This window comes from Sodalis sp. RH19 (genome assembly GCF_047324215.1).
Classification (GTDB): domain Bacteria; phylum Pseudomonadota; class Gammaproteobacteria; order Enterobacterales; family Enterobacteriaceae; genus Acerihabitans.
Window position 1 is genome coordinate 3,912,715 of sequence record NZ_CP178734.1, and the last position, 22,004, is coordinate 3,934,718.

At 56.0% G+C, this 22,004-nt stretch carries 20 protein-coding genes; 7 read left to right on the forward strand and 13 right to left on the reverse strand.

Annotated features, from left to right (window positions below; all coding sequences use genetic code 11):
* Nucleotides 1–58 precede the first annotated feature (58 nt).
* The gene (locus ACL2XF_RS17725; protein WP_410012346.1) at nt 59–730 is read right to left on the reverse strand and encodes a TetR/AcrR family transcriptional regulator; all 672 of its coding nucleotides are present in this window, start codon (nt 728–730) and stop codon (nt 59–61) included.
* A 504-nt stretch (nt 731–1,234) separates the two neighbouring features.
* Between ACL2XF_RS17725 and ACL2XF_RS17730 the strand changes: the two genes are divergently transcribed.
* The gene (locus tag ACL2XF_RS17730) at nt 1,235–1,813 is read left to right on the forward strand and encodes an Ail/Lom family outer membrane beta-barrel protein (protein ID WP_413727263.1); all 579 of its coding nucleotides are present in this window, start codon (nt 1,235–1,237) and stop codon (nt 1,811–1,813) included.
* Nucleotides 1,814–1,953: 140 nt separating this feature from the next.
* On the opposite strand, the gene gntU is transcribed toward ACL2XF_RS17730, so the two are convergent.
* Nucleotides 1,954–3,291 carry a gluconate transporter gene (gene gntU / locus ACL2XF_RS17735; protein ID WP_410012348.1) on the reverse strand — a complete coding sequence of 446 codons (1,338 nt, stop codon included), beginning with the start codon at nt 3,289–3,291 and terminating at the stop codon, nt 1,954–1,956.
* Between the two features lie 613 nt (nt 3,292–3,904).
* Between gntU and ACL2XF_RS17740 the strand changes: the two genes are divergently transcribed.
* Nucleotides 3,905–5,044: a glycosyltransferase family 9 protein gene (locus tag ACL2XF_RS17740; RefSeq protein ID WP_410012349.1), complete on the forward strand. Its 1,140-nt coding sequence runs from the start codon at nt 3,905–3,907 to the stop codon at nt 5,042–5,044.
* The gene (locus ACL2XF_RS17745) at nt 5,034–5,390 is read left to right on the forward strand and encodes a DUF1493 family protein (RefSeq protein ID WP_410012350.1); all 357 of its coding nucleotides are present in this window, start codon (nt 5,034–5,036) and stop codon (nt 5,388–5,390) included. Before ACL2XF_RS17740 ends, ACL2XF_RS17745 begins: the two co-directional genes overlap by 11 nt.
* Here ACL2XF_RS17745 and ACL2XF_RS17750 read toward each other — a convergent pair.
* The 3 genes from ACL2XF_RS17750 to cbpA all read right to left on the reverse strand — a co-directional run bounded on the left by ACL2XF_RS17750 (nt 5,387) and on the right by cbpA (nt 7,843).
* Nucleotides 5,387–6,400, reverse strand: coding sequence for a glycosyltransferase family 9 protein (locus tag ACL2XF_RS17750; RefSeq protein ID WP_413727264.1), 1,014 nt, complete (start codon nt 6,398–6,400; stop codon nt 5,387–5,389). The genes ACL2XF_RS17745 and ACL2XF_RS17750 overlap by 4 nt on opposite strands.
* 195 nt (nt 6,401–6,595) lie before the next feature.
* Nucleotides 6,596–6,898 (reverse strand): chaperone modulator CbpM, encoded by a 303-nt coding sequence (locus tag ACL2XF_RS17755; protein ID WP_410012353.1) that lies wholly within the window; start codon nt 6,896–6,898, stop codon nt 6,596–6,598.
* 6 nt (nt 6,899–6,904) lie between these two features.
* Nucleotides 6,905–7,843, reverse strand: coding sequence for a curved DNA-binding protein (gene cbpA / locus ACL2XF_RS17760; RefSeq protein ID WP_410012354.1), 939 nt, complete (start codon nt 7,841–7,843; stop codon nt 6,905–6,907).
* 341 nt (nt 7,844–8,184) lie between these two features.
* Here cbpA and ACL2XF_RS17765 point away from each other — a divergent pair, with 341 nt between their 5' ends.
* Complete coding sequence (locus ACL2XF_RS17765; protein ID WP_410012355.1) at nt 8,185–9,615, forward strand: sugar porter family MFS transporter; 1,431 nt, start codon at nt 8,185–8,187, stop codon at nt 9,613–9,615.
* 154 nt (nt 9,616–9,769) lie between these two features.
* Here the strand turns inward: ACL2XF_RS17765 and ACL2XF_RS17770 are convergent, their stop codons facing one another.
* The 5 genes from ACL2XF_RS17770 to ACL2XF_RS17790 all read right to left on the reverse strand — a co-directional run bounded on the left by ACL2XF_RS17770 (nt 9,770) and on the right by ACL2XF_RS17790 (nt 14,959).
* On the reverse strand, nt 9,770–10,693 hold the full coding sequence (locus ACL2XF_RS17770; RefSeq protein WP_410012356.1) for a carbohydrate ABC transporter permease: 924 nt from the start codon (nt 10,691–10,693) through the stop codon (nt 9,770–9,772).
* A gap of 9 nt (nt 10,694–10,702) precedes the next feature.
* A complete protein-coding gene (locus tag ACL2XF_RS17775; protein ID WP_410012357.1) occupies nt 10,703–11,935 on the reverse strand; it encodes an ABC transporter substrate-binding protein in 1,233 nt (410 codons plus the stop codon).
* Between the two features lie 128 nt (nt 11,936–12,063).
* A complete protein-coding gene (locus ACL2XF_RS17780) occupies nt 12,064–12,864 on the reverse strand; it encodes a carbohydrate ABC transporter permease (protein WP_410012358.1) in 801 nt (266 codons plus the stop codon).
* Nucleotides 12,865–12,883: 19 nt separating this feature from the next.
* A complete protein-coding gene (locus ACL2XF_RS17785) occupies nt 12,884–14,008 on the reverse strand; it encodes an ABC transporter ATP-binding protein (RefSeq protein ID WP_410012359.1) in 1,125 nt (374 codons plus the stop codon).
* A gap of 150 nt (nt 14,009–14,158) precedes the next feature.
* Nucleotides 14,159–14,959, reverse strand: a complete 801-nt coding sequence (locus tag ACL2XF_RS17790) for an SDR family NAD(P)-dependent oxidoreductase (RefSeq protein WP_410012360.1) — start codon at nt 14,957–14,959, stop codon at nt 14,159–14,161.
* A 155-nt stretch (nt 14,960–15,114) separates the two neighbouring features.
* Here ACL2XF_RS17790 and ACL2XF_RS17795 point away from each other — a divergent pair, with 155 nt between their 5' ends.
* The 3 genes from ACL2XF_RS17795 to ACL2XF_RS17805 are packed head-to-tail and all read left to right on the forward strand — an operon-like array spanning nt 15,115 to nt 18,369.
* Nucleotides 15,115–15,966, forward strand: coding sequence for a DeoR/GlpR family DNA-binding transcription regulator (locus ACL2XF_RS17795; protein ID WP_410012361.1), 852 nt, complete (start codon nt 15,115–15,117; stop codon nt 15,964–15,966).
* Nucleotides 15,967–16,015: 49 nt separating this feature from the next.
* Nucleotides 16,016–16,816, forward strand: coding sequence for a BtpA/SgcQ family protein (locus ACL2XF_RS17800; RefSeq protein ID WP_410012362.1), 801 nt, complete (start codon nt 16,016–16,018; stop codon nt 16,814–16,816).
* Nucleotides 16,817–16,854: 38 nt separating this feature from the next.
* Nucleotides 16,855–18,369 carry an FGGY-family carbohydrate kinase gene (locus ACL2XF_RS17805; protein ID WP_413721995.1) on the forward strand — a complete coding sequence of 505 codons (1,515 nt, stop codon included), beginning with the start codon at nt 16,855–16,857 and terminating at the stop codon, nt 18,367–18,369.
* Between the two features lie 116 nt (nt 18,370–18,485).
* Here the strand turns inward: ACL2XF_RS17805 and ACL2XF_RS17810 are convergent, their stop codons facing one another.
* The 3 genes from ACL2XF_RS17810 to ACL2XF_RS17820 are packed head-to-tail and all read right to left on the reverse strand — an operon-like array spanning nt 18,486 to nt 21,985.
* Nucleotides 18,486–19,424 (reverse strand): ABC transporter permease, encoded by a 939-nt coding sequence (locus tag ACL2XF_RS17810; RefSeq protein ID WP_410016644.1) that lies wholly within the window; start codon nt 19,422–19,424, stop codon nt 18,486–18,488.
* Nucleotides 19,425–19,479: 55 nt separating this feature from the next.
* On the reverse strand, nt 19,480–20,979 hold the full coding sequence (locus ACL2XF_RS17815) for a sugar ABC transporter ATP-binding protein (protein ID WP_410012364.1): 1,500 nt from the start codon (nt 20,977–20,979) through the stop codon (nt 19,480–19,482).
* Nucleotides 20,980–21,025: 46 nt separating this feature from the next.
* A complete protein-coding gene (locus tag ACL2XF_RS17820) occupies nt 21,026–21,985 on the reverse strand; it encodes a substrate-binding domain-containing protein (protein WP_331122048.1) in 960 nt (319 codons plus the stop codon).
* Nucleotides 21,986–22,004: the final 19 nt, after the last annotated feature.

Sequence of the window (22,004 nt, forward strand, 5' to 3'; positions counted from 1 at the left end):
GGCCGGCGCGCCAAGGGTGGGGGGCCAGGCTGCGCCGACGGGCCGCCGGGGGTAAAAGTCAGGCTTCGACGGCGGCAAGCAGCCTGAAGTCCGCGCCGATGCGGATTAATTCCGGCCAGACCGCCATAAGCGTGGAAACGATACTGTCCAAATCTTCCTGGGTTGCGCCGTCCCGGGCCTGGACCGACATGCCTTGCAGCGTGCAGGCCAGATATTTCGCCAACGCCGGGATGTTGGTGCCGGCGGGCAGTTCGTCCTGGGCCTGGCGGGCCAGCAGGAATTCCCGCAGCGTATTTTCCTGCAAATGGTGGCGCGTGCGCAGCAATTCGGCGACATCCTCCGAGGAGGCGGACAACGCCGCCGACGTGCAGATGATAAAGCACCCTGAAGGCAGGCTCTTATCGGTAAAGGTGGCCGCCGCGGCGCGGAAAAAACCTTCCACGGCTTCGGTGATGGAACTGCCGGGGCGTGTCAGCAAGGCTTTGCCTTTCTCGGCGAATTTGCTGACGTAGCGTTCCACCGCCGCGCGAAACAACCCTTCTTTATTACCGAACTCGGCATACAGCGTCGGCGCCTTGGCGCCGGTGGCCTCGACCAAATCGGCCATTGAGGTGGCTTCATAACCATGCCGCCAGAACATTTCCAGCGCCTTGTCCAAAGCGATGTCGCGGTCAAACTGCTTAGGGCGTCCACGACCCTTCTTCAGACATGCTGCTTGTTCAATGCTCATGACATCCTCTCTGGCCCAAACTGCGGTGATTGAATAATTAATGGCCATTATAAAAAATCGCGACGCCAGTGTCGAGGTGGTTTTCAGATTTTGTCAAGGCTGTTGCGCCAGGGACATCCCGGCGCGAGGACCGCTTTCGACAGCGGAGAGCGGCAATGACGGTCGAAGGCGGATGCCAGGTCCTCTCAACCGCGGCCGGGGCATGGAATATAATGCACAGACGTCATCTTTTTTTAATTCAGGCAATAGAGGTTAATCATAAAAATAATATAATTTTATGGCAACATCCTCTCTTGTTAATACATTACTTAATACTTTAATAAGCAATTTTATGAACATGCATTACCAAGAAGTTCAATTTAACCCGGTGATTTTTATTTATTCTTTCTCAGTGTAACGTTTCGTTTAAAATTCTCGCCCTCAAACACGTTATTATACTCACGCGTTATAACACTATTGAACAATTGCATATATTTAATTTATAAATTAATTAAGGATGAGATAATGAAAAAAATATGCCTTGCGCTGGCCGCTTGCGCGACCCTGGGAACCAGTTTTGCCGCCGCCGCTAATGAACATACCCTGTCTTTGGGGTATGCGCAGAGTAAAATTTTAGACTCCCGTCCCAAAGGCGCGAATCTCAAGTATCGTTATGAAGGGGAGAGTCCGGTCGGTATTATTACTTCCATGACGTTTATGGGCGCCAATGATTCTTACTCCGCATTTGATCCTAAACAGAACTATCGCACCGGCGAAGAAAAAGAAAAATTCCGTTATCTGTCTCTTGCCGCCGGCCCGGCTTTCCGATTCAATGAATTTATCAGTATTTATGGCCTGGCTGGGGTTAACTTTAATAAATTGGACTATAACCGCAAGGCTTATGATAAAACAGGAAAGGTAATAAGAGAAACCCAGGCTAACTATAAAAATACGTCCCTGATGTATGGAGCCGGTGTGCAGTTTAACCCCACTTCAAACCTGACGCTGGATGTGGGATATGAAGGCTCCCATTTCAAAGCCAGCGATAATCATAAATCACTGGCAATCAATGGGTTTAACGCGGGCGTGGGTTATCGCTTCTGATTAGCGCTGCCCGCCGACGGCAAGAATGATTGCCGGCGGCGGGCAGATGTCTTATCCGGACAGTGTGATTTGCACCCGCCTACGCGGTGGCTATCGGCATCCTCTTGCGCGGCTATGGACGCAAAGCCGCGTGGAGGGAATCATAGCAAGGCAAAGGCAATCATGCCCACCACCGCGCCGGTGGTGCCGAGAATGGTTTCCATAACCGTCCAGGTCTTTAACGTTTGCAGTTCGGTGGCGCCGGTCAGCTTGCCGAACAGCCAGAAGCCGGCATCGTTGACGTGACTGCAGACAATGGAGCCGCCGCCGATGCATACCGACAGCGCCGCCATCTGCGCGCCGCTGAACCCCAGCGGCGCGACCACCGGCATAATCAGGCCGACGGTGGTCAGGCAGGCAACGGTGGCGGACCCCTGGATAATGCGGATGGCGGCGGCCAGCACAAAGCAGGCCACGGCAATCGGCAGTCCGGTGCTGATCAGGGCATTGCCCAGCGCCGGCCCTACGCCGGAATCCACCAATACCTGTTTGAATACCCCGCCGGCGCCGGTCACCAGCAGGATGATGCCCGCCGGCTGCAACGCCGCCGAGCAAATCTCCATCACCTTATCCTTGCTCATGCCCTGGCGATAAGCCAGACCGTAGATGGCCACCAGGCAGGCGAGCAGGATGGCGATAAACGGGTGACCGACCAGTTCCATCCAGCGATACATGGTTCCGCCCTGGGCCACAAAGCGCACGCCGATGGTTTTCAACCCCACCAGGATCAGCGGAAACAGCACCAGCGAGACGCTAAAACCAAACGACGGCAGCTCGCCCGTTTTCAGCTGCGGTTCAGCGACATCCGCCGGCACCGGGATAAAAACAGACTTGCTGATAAAGCTGCCGAATACCGGACCGGCCAACAGCATGCCCGGGATTGCCGCCATCAGGCCGATGGCAATCATCCAGCCAAAATCCGCGTGCATCTGCGAGGCGAGCAGCATTGGCGTCGGACCAGGCAGCAAAAATGCCGCCGCCGCCGCGACGCCGGCAAATAACGGCACCAATAACTTAACCAAATTACCGTCGGTACGGCGGGCGACGGCAAAAACCACGCCAATCAGCAGCATGACCGCCACTTCAAAAAACAGCGGCAACGCGCAAATTAATCCCACGATGCCCATAGCCAAAAAGGCGCGGCTTTCGCCAAAGCACTTCACCATTTTACCGGCGATTTGATCCAGCGCGCCGGTCTCATGCAAAACCTTGCCAAACATCGACCCCAGAGCGACGACGATGGCCAGGAAGCCCAGCGTCCCGCCCATGCCCGCCTGCATGGTATCGGCAATTTTTTCCAGCGGCATTCCGGAGAAGATACCTGTGCCCACGGAAACCAACAGCAGGGCGACAAACGCGTGCATACGCGCTTTCATCACCAGGAACAGCAGGATAAGCACCGACCCGATGGCGGTGATAATCAATGTTAAGGTACTCATATTGCCTTATCCGCCATACCGGTCATGGCGCCGCCGGTCCTGACGGTAGTTCTTTTTTGTGCGATCACGCGCTGACTCCTAAAGAAAAAATGTTACCGGTAACAATAGTCCTTCCTGACTATAAAAAAGGCAAGAACTTAGAAGCAGATCACACTAAAAGTGTGATGTACCTCCAAAAAATGGGGTTATATCACATTTTTTTTGTAACGAATGTTGCTTTGCCCCAGACCGGGTCGAGTCACAGGGTGAATAAATAACTCACGGGTAGATTATGTAATGTTACTCATGGATTTAAGCAGATATTATTGCAAGATATGCCAAACCCTATTTAATTTATGACAGAGTTACTATTAAAATTAAAATTAATTGAACTTACCAAAATAAAAACCCTCCAAGGACAAGCTCATGGAGCATTTGGTATAAACGCCATTTAAGTAACATATAAAATTATTTAATTTAACTTGGCGATAAAAATGGCATACCCTGTTCTTCTGGCCGCTCCGTTTTGCCATCAGCATTTACGAATTTAACGATTTCCTGGCAATAATAGCGAATATTTTTTGGCCAGGTTATGTTATTATGCCTTTAATTCTCTTATTAATAAAATAACGCTATGAAAAGAAATAAGATCAATATTATCAACAAGATACTCTCTTGCTACACTTTTTTTAGCGGCTATAAAAAAGGCCGGGCGGACGAGTGCAACAATAATGACATTAGTTGTATTGTCATCTATTCCACTACTGCGCTAGGCGATTTAATTCTTAATACCCCTGCAATTCATGCGCTCAGGAAAAAATTCCCCCATGCCAGGCTGGTGCTGGTGTCCAGCCCGAAAAATAAGGAACTGGTACATAACAGCGCGCTGTTTGACGAGGTCATATACTGGAACAATAAGTTCAATAATATTATCTATTTTATCTATAAATTACGTCGCCTGCGTCCGCAATTGGCGGTGATCCTGCACTCCTATTTTCCTTACGATATCCTAAGCGTGGTACTGGCCGGATGCCGTTACATCTTTCGCGATCATTACGGCAGCGAAAGCCCGGCGCTCAACCCCTGGCTCACCGCCTACTCGCAAAAATTCGAGGGACATACCGTGCAACGCAAGCTGAATCTGCTGCAACCCCTGGGATGCGATACGACCGCGGTGCGGATGGCGATTCCAGTGGTCATCCCGCATCAGGCAAAACCCCTGGATAGGGTTCGCGTCGGCTTCCAGCTTGGCGCCTCGCGGGATTTCAGGCGCTGGCCGCCGGCGAGCTTCGCCGCGTTAAGCCGCAAACTGATGGATCAGGATTCAACGCTTGACGTGGTGCTTATCGGCGGCAAGAACGAGTTATCCCTGGTCGATGACTTTATGGCCCTGATACCGGCTGATAACCGGCGCCGGGTAATTTCACTGGTGGGTAAAACCAGCCTGCTGGAACTTGCCGCCGCGATAACCACTTTTGATACGCTGGTAACCGGCGATACCGGGCCACTGCATCTGGCGATTGCGCAGCAGGTGCGGACCGTAAGCTTGTTCGTGACCGCCAATCCCTTGTATACCGGGCCCTACCAGGACCAGCACCTGCACCATGTGTTTTATAAACCGCTGCACACGCTGGCGCCGGACCTGGCCAACAGCCCGTTCCCGATGACGGCCATTACCGTCGATGAAGTTTTTGCCGCCGTGCGCCGAAGTTACCGCCGCGGCCAGGACAACACGCCGGATCTGGCAATGAGCGAATACCATTATGGAACCTGATTTGCGCCAGCAGGTATTCGATTTTATCAGCCCGTTTCGCCAGCCCGATATCTGGGGCCGGAGCAAGCCCCTGTGCCCGGCCTTTTCCCTGCGCGAGGATCTGAATTTATCCCAAGACGAATTCGATCACCTGATGAACGACTTTTTTCTGCTTTTCCAGGTCGACGCCAGCCACTACGACCATTTGGCCTATTTCCCGGAAAACAACCGCCCGATCCCCATCAGGATAATGCAGCATTTGGGCCTGAGCATCGGTGCTGCGCCGCCAGACGGTCCGCGGCCATTAACCCTGGCGATGCTGGTCTCGGCCGCCCGCGCCGGCAGATGGCCGCGGCAGGAAAACTAGCGCGCTTCCGGCCTGAGCCCCCGCAACGCCTGATACACCCGTTCGGGTGTCAGAGACGCCACATTGTTATCCTCTGCCAGCAAAACCATATGCGGCACCCGCCAGGGGGCCCAGCATACCGGATCGCTGTCGCCGAATAACGCGACAATGCCTTTGCCCAATCCGGCCGCGATATGCATCGCCCCGCCGTCGCTGGTCACCACGCTGTCGCACAGCTGCATGGCCGCCGTCAGCTCATCCAGCGATCGGGTGGCGATAGGGATCAAACCAGGTAAACGGCAGGCGGCCACAATGCGCGCAGCCAACGCGTCATCACCCGGATGCGTGGGATTATCCGCCGCGCCCGGCGACCAGAGCAGGATGATCCTGCCGGGACCGGCGGCGGCGATGAGCCTTGCCAAGGCGACAAAATGAGCCTCGGGCCAGCGCTGCAGAATTCTGCGGGCGCTGATTTGCAGCCCGATGACCGGCTGGCCGGGCTCGATGCCGTAACGTGCCGACAGCGCGTCGACCGCGGCCGGATCTGCGTTAAGCACCAGTGGTCCGGCGGGCGAGCGTAGCCCCAGGGGGGCCAGCATACGGTGAAATCGCTGCACCAGATGTTCCCGGCTCCCTGGCGGCGGCGTGACCAAATCGGTAATCATCGGATGGGAAAGTTCGCCCAGGGCCAGGATCCTGGCGGCCCCCGACAATGTGCCCCATTTTAATACCCGCCGGTCCCAGCGACTTTTGGCAATCACGGCAATATCGTAATGCGTACGGCGGATAAGCCACATGATTTTTATCCGGCGCAGGAGAATACCGAGACGGGATGCGCCCGCGCCGCGATGGTGGCTTTTCTGATAGACGTAGATATTGCCGATATCGGGATTGCGCGCCAGCACCCCGGCATTGTAGCTGTTTGCCAGGACATCGACCTGGTAGCCGCCTTCCCTGGCCAGGGCGCGGATGAGCGGAGTGGTCAACAACGTATCGCCGATATTATCCCGACATACCACCAAGGCTCTCATGGCGTTGCTCCGCTGATAGAATTAACAGTCAGGTTAAAACCCCACCGGGCCACATAAGGATGGTTTATGACCGGTTATAGGACACCGGCGAATTAGACACGTTCAACCATTTGAAGATAAATGATAAGGCAATAAATGATATCAGCCCTGGACCAGGGCTGAAAGAGGGGGGTAACCGGCCGGGTCGCCGGCCAATTATTTCATCAGAAAGCGGTCCAGGCGCTGATGCAAACGCCGGTTCTCCGTTCTTAAGCGGGAGATTTCGTCAAGCAGGTTCACCGCCAGCGCAATGCCCGCCCAGTCCAGCTCCAAATCCTGGCGCAGGCGCTGCGCCCGCTTAAGCTCCCGCAACGCCGCCGGCTCGAAACGCCAGTCGTCGGTTGAGTTATCCTGCGGGGCAATAATGCCCAACGCCACCACTTCTAACAGTTCGTCCCGGGAAATACTGGCTGTTTGGCAAATTTCCGTGATTTCCAGGGTAACCCTGACATCGGTCATGGCCTTTTACTCCCATTCCGCACGAGGATTAAACGCACATTGCGCGGCGAGCTGCGTCCACAGGTCACGGGCCCGATCGTCGGCCTGCGGCGGCATCACCACTTTAATCAAAGCATATAAATCGCCGGTTCCCTGCTTATTCACCAGGCCCTTGCCCTTGACGCGCAGGTGCTGGCCGGTCTGGCTGTTGGCCGGCACGGTAAGGGTAATCTTGCCGGTGAGCGTGGGCACCGTGACTTTAGCGCCAAGCGCCGCTTCCCAAGGGGCCAGGGGCAAAGTGACCAGCAGGTTGTTGCCGTCGATGTCAAATAACGGATGCGGGGCGATGCGGATAACCAAATAAAGGTCGCCATTGTCGCCGCCGTTGCTGCCCGCGGGCCCCTGTCCTTTGATGCGGATGCGATCGCCGTCGCTGACGCCGGCGGGGATCTTCACCTTCAGCGTTTTGCCGATCGGCGCGCCCTGCCGCCCGCGCTCAACCGGGGCCGACAGTTGATAACTGATGGTGCGCTGGTGCTCCTCAAGGGTTTCCTCCAGGAATACCGCCACCTCAATTTCAGCATCCTGGCCGCGCCTGGGCGCGCGGGCGCGCTGTCCGCCACGGGCCTGGCCGCCGAACACCGATTCAAAAAAATCGGAATAGTCACGCGGCTCGAAATCGTTTTGCGCCTGGCCGCCGGCGCGCCCGCCGGGCTGCCAGCCGGGGGGTGCCTCGAAGCGCCCGCCCTGACCATATTTACGCAGTTCATCGTATTCGGCGCGACGGGCGCTGTCCTTGAGCACCTCATAGGCTTCGGCGATATCTTTGAATTTAGCTTCGGCATTGGGCTCGGTGCTGACGTCGGGATGATATTTACGCGCCAGCCGGCGATACGCGGTTTTGATCGTTTTAATATCGGCCGTGGGTTCGACACCCAGAGCGGCATAATAATCTTTAAAATCCATACAGCCCTACCGCCATATTTGATGTAGTGAATTGCGGCGTTTAAACCCACCGCTGACGGAAATACCTGCAATTTGATTAACTTTAGCACTTCGGCCAGTGCATTAAAAGTCTGTCCGGTCGCCGGCGCGCGGCATAAAAAAAGCGGGCAATCGTAAAGCTGTTTTATCCATTTTGTAGGGATTAACCAGCTGATAAATGTGATACACCTATCACAAATACCAGATAAGTAGCAGGACTCTCTATATCTTTAGCCGACCAAGTCTCACGCTGAACGGCAATGGGTTCCATGTTAAGCACCTGTCCGGCTGACCGCCGTTGTTATGCTTTGTATGGAGACTTCATGTCACACTCTGGCGAATACCCCTCCCCGGCCGCCGCTACCGGCATTCCGTTGGCCGGTAACGCGCGCTTTATGAATGCGTTTATCTCCTTCTCCGCCGCCATGGCCGGCCTGTTGTTCGGGCTGGATATCGGCGTGATTGCCGGCGCCCTGCCGCTTATCGCCGAGCATTTTTCCCTGAGCAATCAATTGCAGGAGTGGATAGTCAGCAGCATGATGCTGGGCGCGGCGATCGGGGCGCTGGCCAACGGCTGGTTCTCTTCCCGTCTGGGACGCAAATACAGCCTGATGATCGGCGCCGTGCTGTTTATCTTCGGCTCTGTTGGCTCGGCGCTGGCCCAGTCGGCGGAAATCCTGTTGCTCAGCCGTGTGCTGCTGGGTTTTGCCATCGGCATCGCGTCCTATACCGCGCCGCTTTATTTGTCCGAAATGGCCACCGAATCCATACGCGGCAAGCTTATCGCCATGTATCAGCTGATGGTGACCCTGGGCATATTGCTGGCCTTTTTGTCCGATACCGCCTTTAGCGCTAGCGGCAACTGGCGCGCCATGCTGGGCGTGCTGTGCATCCCGGCGATCGTCTTGCTGGCGGCGGTGTTTTTTCTGCCCAACAGTCCCCGCTGGCTGGCATCCAAGGGACGGCATATCGAGGCGGAACAGGTACTGCGGATGCTGCGCGACACCTCGGAAAAGGCGCGGCAAGAGCTCAATGATATCCGTGAAAGCCTGAAGCTCAAGCAAAACGGCTGGGCATTATTCAAGTCCAACGGCAATGTGCGCCGGGCGGTGTTTCTCGGCATGTTGTTGCAGGCAATGCAGCAATTTACCGGTATGAATATCATCATGTATTACGCGCCGAAAATTTTCAGCCTGGCGGGATTCACCACCACCCGCCAACAAATGATCGCGACGGTTATCGTCGGTCTGACGTTTGTGCTGGCGACGTTTATCGCCATCGGCATGGTGGACAAGGCGGGGCGCAAGCCGGCACTGAAAATCGGCTTTAGCGTCATCGCCGTCGGCACGCTGCTGCTGGGGGTTTGCCTGCAATTGATCGATAGCGGCAATCATTCCGCCGGCATTTCCTATCTGGCGGTGGGCATGACCATGATGTGCATCGCCGGTTACGCCATGAGCGCCGCGCCGGTGGTCTGGATCCTGTGTTCTGAAATCCAGCCGCTGAAAAGCCGCGACTTCGGCATTACCTGTTCCACCACCACCAACTGGGTCGCCAATATGATTATCGGCGCCACCTTCCTGACCCTGATGGGACATATTGGCGCCGCCGCCACGTTCTGGCTCTACAGCGCGCTTAATGTGGTCTTTGTGGTGATCACCTTTATCCTGATACCGGAAACCAAAAATATGTCGCTGGAAAAAATAGAGCACAACCTGCTGGCGGGTAAAAAGCTGCGGCATATCGGCCAGTAGCGGCTAATAGCGGCTAATAGCGGCTAATATACCGCTATCGTCAGTCGTTGCCGGCGCCAATACCGATATTAGCCGCCACCTGCCTTCATACGTGCCGGGCGCCAATCCCCTGGGCTGGCGTAACGTTATCAGGAACAGCGGGTTGCCCCGGCGATTAACGACGCCGCTCCAGCATGGCGAAAAAGATGACCGTCATGGCGAGCACAATGAGCAGCAATACCAGTGCGGCGGCCGAGCCTTCGTTAATCGACAGGCCGAGGAAGGCCCGACGGTAGGCAAAAAAACTCAGTACCTCGGTGGCGGTACCGGGGCCGCCGCGGGTCAGCACATAAGGCAAATCATAGGTTCGCAGCTCGTTAATCAGCTGGATGACCACGGCGATGGCCGCCACCGGGCGCAGCATCGGCAAGGTAATATACCAAAATTGCTGCCATTGCCTGGCGCCGTCCATTTCAGCGGCCTCGTAAGGTTCACGTGGCAGCGCGGCAAGACCGGCCGCCAGGATCAGCACCACAAAAGACATTTGCTGCCAGACATCAATAAACGCCATGCTCCAGAACGCCAGGGTCGGATTGCCCAACCAGTCCATGCGCGGTAGTCCCCAGGACTCGAACACATGGTTGATAATACCCAGGTTGGGCTGCAGCAACATACGCCAAATCAGCGCAACGCATACCGGCGACATCGCCATCGGGATGGTCAGCAACGCGAAATAAAGCGGCCGGGTCCTGACCACCCGGTTAAGCATCAGAGCAATGCCCAGCCCCGCCAAAAACTCGCCGGTGACGGTAATCAGCGAATATTTAATAGTCAACCAGGCAGCCGCCCAAAATGCCCCATCGTTCAGCACGGCGACAAAGTTGTCGATGCCGGCAAACGGCGCCAGGGCAGGCCGCATCAGGGTAAAGGAAGAGAAAGCCAGGGCGACGGCATACAGCACAGGGAAACCCAGCACGATAGCCAATGCGGTCAAACCCGGTGAGGCAAACGCCCAGCCGGTCAGGCGAAACCGGTCAAACCCGACGCGGTCGGGTTTTGTCTGTCGCAGGGAAGCTGCGGAGGTTTTAGATAGCATCATCAATGACTTCTACTTCTTCATCAGCTTTTCAAGCTGGGCGGCGGATTCCGCCAGCGCCCCGTCAACGGTGCCGCTGCCGCCGGCCACTTGGGAAAGTTGGGTGCCGAGCACATCCTCATACTGGGCGGAATAGGTGAAGATAGGGAAAGATTTGCCGCTGGCGACCACCTGCTGCGCGGTTTGGTAATAGGGGAATTTAGCCAGCACCGCCGGGTCTTGGTAGACATCGGCGCGCACCGGCGCATGGCCCTGCAGCGCGCGCTCGGTTTCGGTTTTTTTACTTTGCACCCATTGGATAAAGGTCCAGGCGGCCTGTTTTTCTTCAGGTGAAACATTATGTGGAATGCCCCATCCCCAGCCGCCGCTTTCACCATGGCCGCCCGGCATCGTCGTCAGCGCCAGTTTACCCGCCACGGCCGGGCATGCCTGCTGGTTGTCCAGTTGCGGCAGCATCCACCAGTAGGTGATCATGCTGAAGGCCTTGCCGCCGCACATCAAACGCATGGTATCGTCGAGGGTGGCGGACAGCGCGCCAGCTTGGGCCCCATGCTGGATGGCATCGACATATAAGGCCAGGGCCTTTTTACCCGCCGGGCTATTGAGCACCACCTTATTATCCTGGTCCAGGTAATCGCCGCCGGCGGCAAACAGATAGTTGGAGAATTCCATGCTGTTGGGATCCCCGCGTTGCCCCTGCATGGCCGCCCCGGCAATACCCTGTTTTTCTTTAATATATTTAATTAACGCGACATAGTCTTGAAGCGTTTGCGGTGGCACCAACGCCTTATTGGCGCTGGCCTGGTATTGCTGCTGTAGCGTTTTATCCGCCAGAATATCAGTGCGATATATCAGCCCCATGGAATAGTTATACATCGGCAAAATAAATAATTTATCTTTGTCGTGGTTGAGCAGTGAAACGGTGGATGGGATAAACGCCGACGTATCAAAATTATCTTTTTTAATGAGCGGGGTGAGATTGGTTAGCCATTGCGCGGCGGGAAATTCACCGGCCCATAGAAAATCCACTTCCAGCAAATTGTAATAACTTTGTGGAGCAATTAATTGTGCTACCAGCTTATCATGCATATCGCCGTAGCCGATCTTTTCAAACTCAACCTTGATACCGCTCTCTTTTTCGAATTGCGGCAGCATTTGCTCGATAATATGAGTCTCAGGGACATCTTCCATCAGGGCGCGCAATACCACCTCTTTTGCCTGCGCTGCCATAACGGTGGACAACATAACCAAACCTGATAAGAATAATATTTTTGTCTTTATTAACATGACCGGCTCCTGTTTCGTCGGATTGATGATTTTCTCTGGTGAAAAAGAACAATGGGCCGTGAGGTTTTAACTATTAAACGCTTATATTATTTAACGCTACCGAACGTCAGGCCCTTGACGATAAAACGCTGGATAAAATGCGATGCGATAATCAGCGGTAAAATGGCCATTACCACCCCCGCCGACACTTTGCCAATCTGTACGCCGTTGGACGTTTGCAACGCGGCCAGCGCCACCGGAATAGTCGAGGTTTGCGGCCCGCTCAGCACCAGGGCGAATAGAAACTCGTTCCACGAAAGAATAAACCCCAGCACCGCGGCGGCGGCCAGGCCCGGCAGCGAAACCGGCAGCACCACGTGGCGGAAGGCGCCCCAGGCGGTGGCGCCGTCGGTCATGGCCGCCCATTCCAGGTCGACCGGTATACCCTCGAAAAAACCCATCAGGATCCAGGTCAGGAACGGCAGGTTCAGCGCGGCGTACACCAGCGTCAACCCGACCAGCGAGTTGGTCAGCCCGAGCGTGCGCAATAGGGCAAACGCCGGCAATACCAGCGCCACCGCCGGCAGCATTTGGGTTGCGAGCATAATAAAGCGTGCCGCCCGTCCGCCGGTCCTGAAACGGGCAAACGCATAACCGGTGGCGGCGGCAAACGGCATCGCCAGAATCACCGAACATATTGAGACAATCAGACTGTTGCGGTAATGAACCAGAAAATTGTTTTTCTCAAGCAGTCCCTGGTAATTTTCCCATGACCAGCCTGGGAACAAATCGGCGCTGTAGGCCATAGGCTCGGGTACCAGACTCGTGCGCAGCGCCCATAACGGCGGCAGTATCACCAGCAGGCAGGAAAGTATCAGCCCAAGATGCAGTGCAATTTTGCGTAACATACCATGCCCTCGGTGTAGCCTAGCTGGCGAGTGGAGGGGAGGCCCGGCGCGGCAGGACATCCCCCGTCAGGCTGTCAAATAAATGCAGTGGGTCGGGGTCCATATAGAGGGTGATGGTACTCCCGGGCGACGGCAGAGTATGCCGGTCAAGCCGCACCACGAACCGGACATCGGCAATGGTGCCGATGACGATGTTCTCCGCCCCCAGGGCTTCCACAGCCGTCACCTTTAACATCACCGGCTGCCAGTTGGCGTTAAGCTGCCGCGCATGGAAATCTTCCGGGCGGATTCCCAGGATCACAGGCTGTCCGTCATAGTGCCGGTAATCCCCCCGCGCGTAATCCGCCACCCGCAGGCGGCAGGTGGCGTTCAGCTCAAGAGATACTCCCTTGGCCCACGCGCGCACCACGCAGGGGATCAGGTTGATGGGCGGTGAGGAAAGAAAACGCGCCACAAAGGTATTGGCCGGGTTGGCGTAAACCTCCAACGGCGTGCCGCTCTGTACCAGGTATCCGTCGCGCATGATGCAGATGCGATCACCCATGGTCATCGCCTCTATCTGGTCGTGGGTGACATACACCATCGTTTTACCCAACCTGCGGTGCAGTTTTATCAGTTCGGTGCGCATTTCGGCGCGCAGTTGCGTATCCAGGTTGGATAAGGGCTCATCCAGCAGAAAAGCCTGCGGTTCCCGCACGATAGCGCGCCCCAGCGCCACCCGCTGCCGCTGGCCGCCGGACAGGGCGCCCGGTTTGCGATGCAGAAGTTGGTCCAGTCCCAGCATGGCGGCGGTTTCGGCGACCTTTTGCCGGATAACGCCGGTCGCGGTGCCGCGCATTTTCAAACCGAAACCCATGTTTTCCGCCACCGTCATATGGGGGTAGAGCGCGTAACTTTGAAATACCACGGCAATATTGCGATCGCGGGGCGCCACATGGTTAACATTTTGGTCATTGATGCGCAGTTCTCCGGAGGTAATGCTTTCCAGGCCGGCAATCATGCGCAGCGTCGTGGATTTGCCGCAGCCGGACGGGCCGAGAAAGATCACAAACTCACCATCGCGAATCTTCAGGTCGACGTCACGTACGCTGTACTGATTGTTTTGATAGATCTTGGAAACCCGCCGCAGTTCAATAGAAGCCATGGTATTCCCTCTCTTTGACGTTAACGCAAAACCGACCATCATCGGGGCAAACGATTGCTTTTACCGGTGGCGCGCTTTCGCCGGTTGCCTATCGGATCCCGCAGAAGTGTTGTCCGCATCTGATTAGAATGTTTCTTTTTGTTGTATTTATCAGCCGGTATAAACGCCACCGGTGACATTAACACCCTGACCGGTCATAAAGCGGGCGGCGTCCGAGCACAAAAACGCCACCACATCGGCGACATCATCGGGGGTTTCCAGACGTCCCAACGGCGTCTGCGCGATATAATCGGCGATGACCCGTTCCGGCTCGACGGAACGCAGCTCCGCTTCCCATTCCACCTCTCGCGACTGCATCCCCGTTTTAACAAATCCGGGGCACACGGCATTCACCCTAATGCCATGTACCGCCAGTTCACGGGCCAGCGCCTGGGTCCAGCCCAGTACCGCGAATTTACTGGCGGAGTAGTGCGCCAGAAGCGGCGCGCCAACTTTCGCCGCCAGGGAAGCGGTATTGACTATCACCCCCCGGCCCTGGCCGACAAACTGGCGGGCGGCGATCTGATTGGTCAGAAACACCCCGCGCGCATTGACGTCAAAATTAAAATCCCATTCGTCATCGGTGAGTTTTAACGCATGCTGCATCGTAGAAACCCCGGCGTTGGCCGCTAAAATCTCAAAACCGCCAAAAACCTCATTTACCCGGGCAAACCCGGCGGTGACCGATGCGCGGGAGCATACGTCAAGATGAAAACCAAACGTCTCGCCGCCTAATTCCTCGGCGGTGCGTTTCGCCTTTACCTCATCGATATCACCAATGGCGACGCGCACACGCTGCGCGGCCAGCGCGGCGGCGATGGCCCGGCCGATACCGGTGGCGCCGCCCGTGACTACCGCGGCCTTTCCGGCCAGATCGTGATACTGATAGGGACTGGCAATATCATAGCTCATGTTGCTGCTCCTCTAAGTTATCCACTATTATCTACAACAAAATATCGAACAAATCAAAACATAAATATGTTTGATAAAAAAATAATTCTCCGTATTATGTGAATTATTGTTTGATGACAGACAAACCCAAACATTAAGCTGCAATGGATGTCGGAATGAACACCAATAAAGAACAGTTTTCGGCCTATGACGCGAAACCGGAACGCCCCAGGCTTCTGGCACAAGACCGCCATTTACATATCATCGAGACCTTGGCGCAGCAGGGATCCGTTTCGGTTACCGGCATCGCCGCCGAATTGGACGTTTCAGATATGACCATCAGACGCGATCTCCTCGAGCTGGAGTCGGAAGGGAAACTGGTGCGGATCCACGGCGGGGCGGTGCTGCCGGACCACATTACGCCGGTGGCGATAGATCGCGAAGAGCCCAGTTTTGACGCCCGCCTGGTAAAGCATTGCGAGGCAAAGGCCCGCATTGCGGCGATGGCGGCGGATATCGCCTGCGGTTACCGCACCGTGGCGCTGGATGTCGGCACCACCACCTATTTGGTGGCGGAAAGACTACTGGAGCGCCAGCGGATGAAAATTTTCACCAACAGCGTGCGCATTGCCCACCGTATGAGCAGCGGGGCGCCGGATATTTATCTCGCGGGCGGGCATATGCGCGGCGATGAAATGGCCATGGGCGGCCCGGCCGCCATCGCCCAGTTTGAACAGCTGTGGTTTGATGTCGCCTTTATCGGTGTTTCCGGCATTACCGCCGACGGCATTTATGACTACTCCTTTGAGGATGTGGACCTGAAACGGCTTTACCTAAACCGATCGGGTTATACCGTGGTGCTGTGCGATTCATCCAAATTCCAACGCATGTCGCTGGTGAACATCGCCCCGCTGGAGGGTGTGGACATGCTGATTACCGAGAGCTCGCCGCCACCGGCAATTGCCCTGGCGCTCGAGGCAGCCAGGATTAAGGTGGTCATCGCTCCGCCTTTGTCGGCAGGCTGCTGATATGTGGCCCGGGGATACCGGTCCCCGATAACATCGTCTGGAGTGTCCTATGATTTTTGATTTTTTTGGTAATAAAGCCAAAGCGGTTATAGCCATGGCGCATATCGGCGCGCTGCCGGGGTCCCCGCTCTACGATGCCGGCGGCGGCATTGATAAACTGATCGCCGATGTGCTGGCCGATGTGGAAAAGCTACAGGCGGGCGGCGTGGACGCCATCATGTTCGGCAACGAAAATGATCGGCCTTATGTGTTTAACGCGGCATTGGAAGGCGTCGCCGCCATGTCGGCGGTGGTGCAGGCCATTAAACCGGCGCTTAGGGTACCCTTCGGCGTCAACTACCTGTGGGATCCGAATGCCAGCGTCGCTATCGGCGCCGTCACCGGCGCCAGTTTTGTGCGGGAAATTTTTACCGGCGTGTTCGCCTCGGACATGGGCATCTGGCAGCCCGACTGCGCCACCGCATCCCGGTTGCGCCATAATCTGGGCCGGGACGATATGAAACTGCTGTTCAATATCAACGCCGAATTCGCCCATTCCCTGGACTGCCGGCCGATTGAGCTGCGCGCGCGCAGCGCGGTATTCTCCTCTCTGGCCGACGCCATTCTGGTCTCCGGCCAGATAACCGGCGAGGCGGCGGATAAATCCCATCTGCGTAAAGTCTGCGAAGCAGTTTCCGACGTGCCGGTATTCGCCAACACCGGCACCACCATCGATAACGTGCGCGACGTGTTAAGCATGGCCAGCGGCGTGGTTATTGGCACGCATTTCAAGGTGGACGGCTATACCTGGAACGCGGTGGACGGTGATCGGGTCAAGCGCTTTATGGATGTGGTGGAAAGCCTGCGTTAATGAACTGACATCGCGACGGCGGCCTGACGGGAGGGCGCATGAACTGCTTACTGGGTATTGATATAGGCACCACGTCCACCATCGGCATGCTGATCCGGCTCCCGGATGACGTATTGGGCTTGGTTTCCCGTCCGGTGCGGCTCTCCTCGCCGCAGCCGGGATGGGCCGAGGAGGATCCTGAACAATGGTGGCGCAACGTCGGCGAAATTTGCCGCGAGCTGCTGGAGAGTAGCGGCATAACCAACACCGATATCGCCTGCATCGGCATCACCGGCATGTTACCGGCCGTGGTGCTACTGGATGGAGAGGATCGGCTATTGCGCCCCAGCATCCAGCAAAGCGACGGCCGTTGCGGTAGGGAAGTGGCCGAACTTCGCGCCGAACAGGATGAGCAGGCGTTTATCCGCCGTAGCGGCAACGGCATCAACCAGCAGTTGGTCGCCGCCAAGATCCGCTGGATCGAACGCCATGAACCCGCGATCTATCAAAGGATCGCCACGGTATTCGGCGCCTATGACTTCATCAACTGGCGGCTGACCGGCGAAAAGGCCATCGAGCAGAACTGGGCGCTGGAAGCGGGTTTTATCGATATCGCCTCCCATAGGCTTGACGACGAACAGATTGCCCTGGCCCATCTGCCAAGATTGGCGGTGCCGCGCCTGGTACGATCCCATGACATCCTGGGCAGGGTATCGCCGGCGGCGACTAAGTTCACCGGCCTGGCGGCGGGCACGCCGGTTATCGGCGGCGCGGCGGATTTTATTGCCTCCGCGCTGGGCGCAGGCGTCACCCGGGAGGGCGACGTGTTGCTGAAATTCGGCGGGTCGGTGGATATATTGACCGCCACCGCCACGGTCAATCCGGATGCGCGCCTTTTTCTTGATTATCATCTGGTGCCGGGTATGTATATGCCGAACGGCTGTATGTCCACCGGCGGCTCGGGACTAAACTGGTTTGCGGAAAATTTTGCCGGCCAGCACCGGCCGGCGGCGGCGCAGGCCGGCCTTTCACTGCATCAATATATCGATAGCCTGGCGCAACAGAAACCGCCGGGGGCCGGCGGGGTGATATGCCTGCCCTATTTCCTGGGCGAAAAGACGCCGCTGCACGATCCGGCGGCGCGCGGCGTATTGTTCGGCCTGACGCTGTCCCACGACGCGGGTCATATCTGGCGCGCGTTATTGGAAGCCTACGCCTTTGCCATCAGGCACCATATCGACACGCTACATGATATCGGGTATCCCACCCGTCGTTATATCGTTTCCGACGGCGGTTCCGGCAGCCGGTTGTGGATGCAAATTGTCGCCGACGTGCTCGGTGAGCCGTTGCAGCGCCTGGAGGGACATCCCGGCTCTTGCCTGGGCGCCGCCTGGACCGCCGCCATTGGAGCGGGTCTAAGCGACGACTGGAACGGCGCCAGCCGGTTTGTGCGTTTCGGCGAGGTCATCCGGCCCAGTGCCGCGGCACGGGATTTTTACCACCAACTGTACCCGCGTTTTCGCGAGCTTTATCAGCAGTGCCGCCCCTTGACCGACGCTGCGCAGACGCGTTAATTTTAGGCGAAAACGGGCGTATGCACGCTCGTTGCATACGCCCGCACCCAGCGCTGGTTTGCCCACCAAAACCACATGCCCCGATCGGTTTGGCCGCTCTTCCCGCCGAAGTGGCTTTACGCCCGCGCCCGGGATTTAAAGCTTTCCAGCATCACCGCGATGATAATGATGGCGCCTTTGACCACCTGTTGGTTATAGCCGGAGATATTCATTAAATTCATCAGATTGGAGATGATACTGAGAATCAGCACGCCGATAATGGTATTGACCACCGTGCCGCGGCCACCCGCCAGGCTGGCGCCGCCCACCACCACCGCCGCGATCACATCCAGCTCGAAGCCGATGGACATCACCGGCGATCCGACGCCGGTACGGGTGGAGGCCAGCACGCCCGCCAGGCCGCAGGCCAGTCCGCTTAGGGCATAGACGGCAAACTTATACCAGTCGACCCGCACACCGGCGAAACGGGTGGCCGTTTCGTTGGACCCGATGGAAATCACCAACCGGCCGAACACGGTGTACTGATAGACAAAATGGGCAATGATGGCAAATGCGATAAAGACATAGACCGGCAGGGGCAGTCCCAATAAATAGCCGGTGCCGAAATTCACATAAGATACATCGTCGATGAAAATCGGCTGCCCCTTGGCGGCAATCAGCGCCAGGCCGCGCGCAATGGTCATCATGGCGAGCGTGGCGATAAAGGGGGCGATATTAAAAAAAGTCACCAGGCAGCCGGCGGCGGCCCCCACCAGCGTGGCGATGCCCGCGCCCGCCACGATGGCCGGCATCACGCCGATTTCCGGGATGAGCAGCGCGACGGCCACCGACACCAGGGCCATGATCGACCCCACCGATAAATCAATGCCGCCGGTGAGGATAACAAACAGCATGCCGATGGCCGCCAGGCCCAGCGGCACGCTTTGCCTTAGCACATTGGTAATATTTTCCGGGCTATAGAAGCGATCGGATAAAAAATTGGCCACAATCAACATCACGAAAAATACCAGTAACGTGGAGTTGTTGGCGAAAAATTTCAGCACTTTGGCTCGCATGGCAAAGCCCGTCGTTTTAGTGGGATTGTTTACCGTTTCCATAATTTTTCCTCATCTACACTAAAGCACGTTTAGGTATGGCGAATCTCATGATGTTTTCCTCGGTAATCTGGGAGCCCTGCAACTCTTTGGTTATCGATCCCTCGCTCATCACATACACCCGGTGGGAGAGGGAGATAACCTCGATCATTTCCGACGAGATAACGATAATGGCGTAGCCTTTCTCGGCCAGTTCATGGATGACGTTGTAAATTTCCACCTTGGCGCCGACGTCGACGCCGCGCGTGGGCTCATCCAGGATCAGCAGATCGCATTCCGTGGCCAGCCATTTGGCGATAACCACCTTTTGCTGATTGCCGCCGCTCAGGCTGGATATGGGGTCCTCGACGGAGCCCAGCTTGATCGCCAGCCGTTGCCGCGACTGTTCGCTGAACGCCCGCTCACTGCGATAATTAATAATGCCAAACCTATAACAAACGCGTTTCAGACTGGATAACGTCATATTTTCCCGAATAGGACGGGTTAAAATCGCGCCCTGCTCTTTGCGGCTTTCCGGCACCAGGCCGATGCCCTGGCGCATGGCGTCGGCCGGGTGGCGAATGGTGATGTCCTTGCCGTTTTTAACAATCCGGCCCTTGGTCATGCGGTCCAGGCCGAACAGGCAGCGGGAAATTTCCGTGCGCCCGGATCCGACCAATCCCGCCAGCCCGACGATTTCCCCTTTCCTGGCGGTCAGGCTGATATCCTTTAACAGCGATTTGGTGGACATGCCGTACACCTCCAGCACCGTTTCGTCCTGGGGAATATTTTTGGTCGGATACAGGTTTTCAAATTTACGCCCCACCATGCTGGAAATAATGTCGTCTTCCGTGCAGGTTTTGGGGTCCAGATCGGTCACCGTCTCGCCATCCTTGATAACCGTAATGGCGTCGGCGATGGCGAATATTTCATCCAGGCGATGGGAGATATACAAAATGGTGACCCCCTGCCCTTTCAGTAATTTCAGCTGGCTGAATAAAATATCGATTTCCCGGTTCGATAATACCGCCGAGGGTTCATCAAGAATCAATATCTTGACGTCCCTGGCCAGCGATTTGGCAATTTCCACCATCTGCTGGTAGGCGACGCTCAGCGTGCCCAGGCGCGCGGTGGGCGGTATATGGAAACCCAGGTTGGATAATACCCGGCCGGCTTTCTGGTTCATTTTTTTCCAGTTCACCAGTTGGCCACCGAACCCCAGGTCGCCGAGGAAAATATTTTCCGCCACGGTCAGATCCGGCGCCAGCGCCAGTTCCTGGTAGATAATGCCGATATTATTTTCCCGGCTTTGTTTTGGCGTGGTGAAATGCACCTCTTTACCGTTGATATAGATGGTGCCGCTATCCTTGATATAGATACCGGAGAGGATTTTCATCAGCGTCGATTTACCCGCGCCGTTTTCACCGACGATGGCGTGGATGCTTCCTTTCTTCACCTTCAAATCAATACTCTTTAGCGCATGGACTCCGCCAAAGCTTTTTTTAACCTTTTCGATAACGACTGCATACTGGTCCATGAACATACCTCATATCAGCCCCCCTTGTGGCAAGGGGGGGAAGACGTTAGAAAAGCGATTTAGCATCGTAGACTTGTTTCACGTTATCTTTGGTAATGAGCACGGTGGGGGTGTAAACATAATCCGGGAAGTCTTTATTGCCCGCCTGGTATTTGGCGATAACATCCAGCACGGTATTGGTCAGCGTATTGGGGTTATTGGCCGCCGTCGCCTGCAGGTCGCCGCGTTCAATGGCTTCCAGGCCTTTTTTATAGCCGTCGTGGGCAAATACTTTTACGTCCTGGAGTTTATTGGCGCCTTTTAGCGACAAAATGGCGCCCAGGGCCATATCGTCCATTTCGCTGTAGACGCAGTTGATCTTATTGCCCTGGGCGACAATGATGTCTTCCATGGCTTTCAGGCCGCCCTGTTGATCCCAGTTGCCCCAGCCCTGGCTGACGATGGTCAGGTTGGTTTGGTTATATTTACGCAGTTGCGCTTCCATCACGCCGCGAATAAAATTGGTGCGCCTGGCTTCACCCACCAGGTTGCCCTGGTTGCCGCTGATAATGACGCAGTTCATCGGCTTATTGCCAAACTGATCGACCGCGAATTCGCCAATGGCGATATTGTTCTTGGCGTTATTGGCCTGCACGCGGGTGATCACCGGCGCATCCAGTGAAATATCGCTGTCGAGGATAACGGTAGGAATACCCGCGCGTTTAGCGATTTGCGTAATACGCATGCCGGCTTCGGGATCCTGCGGATTGAGCACCAGATAATTAATGCCTTGGGAAATCATATCCTCGACATCGGAGATCTGCTTGTTCAAATCCCCGCGCGCATCGGTGGTGATCAAATCATAGCCCCGTTCCTTGGCATGGATTTTCATATACTCTGTCAGGCCGTTGAAAAAGGCACCATTGAGGGTTCGGTTGGCAAAACCGACTTTGATTTTATCTTCGGCATGGGCCGATATCGCCACCGAGGCCACGGCCAGCAACAGACCCGCTAATACTTTTTTCATCGATATCCTTCCTTCTGTT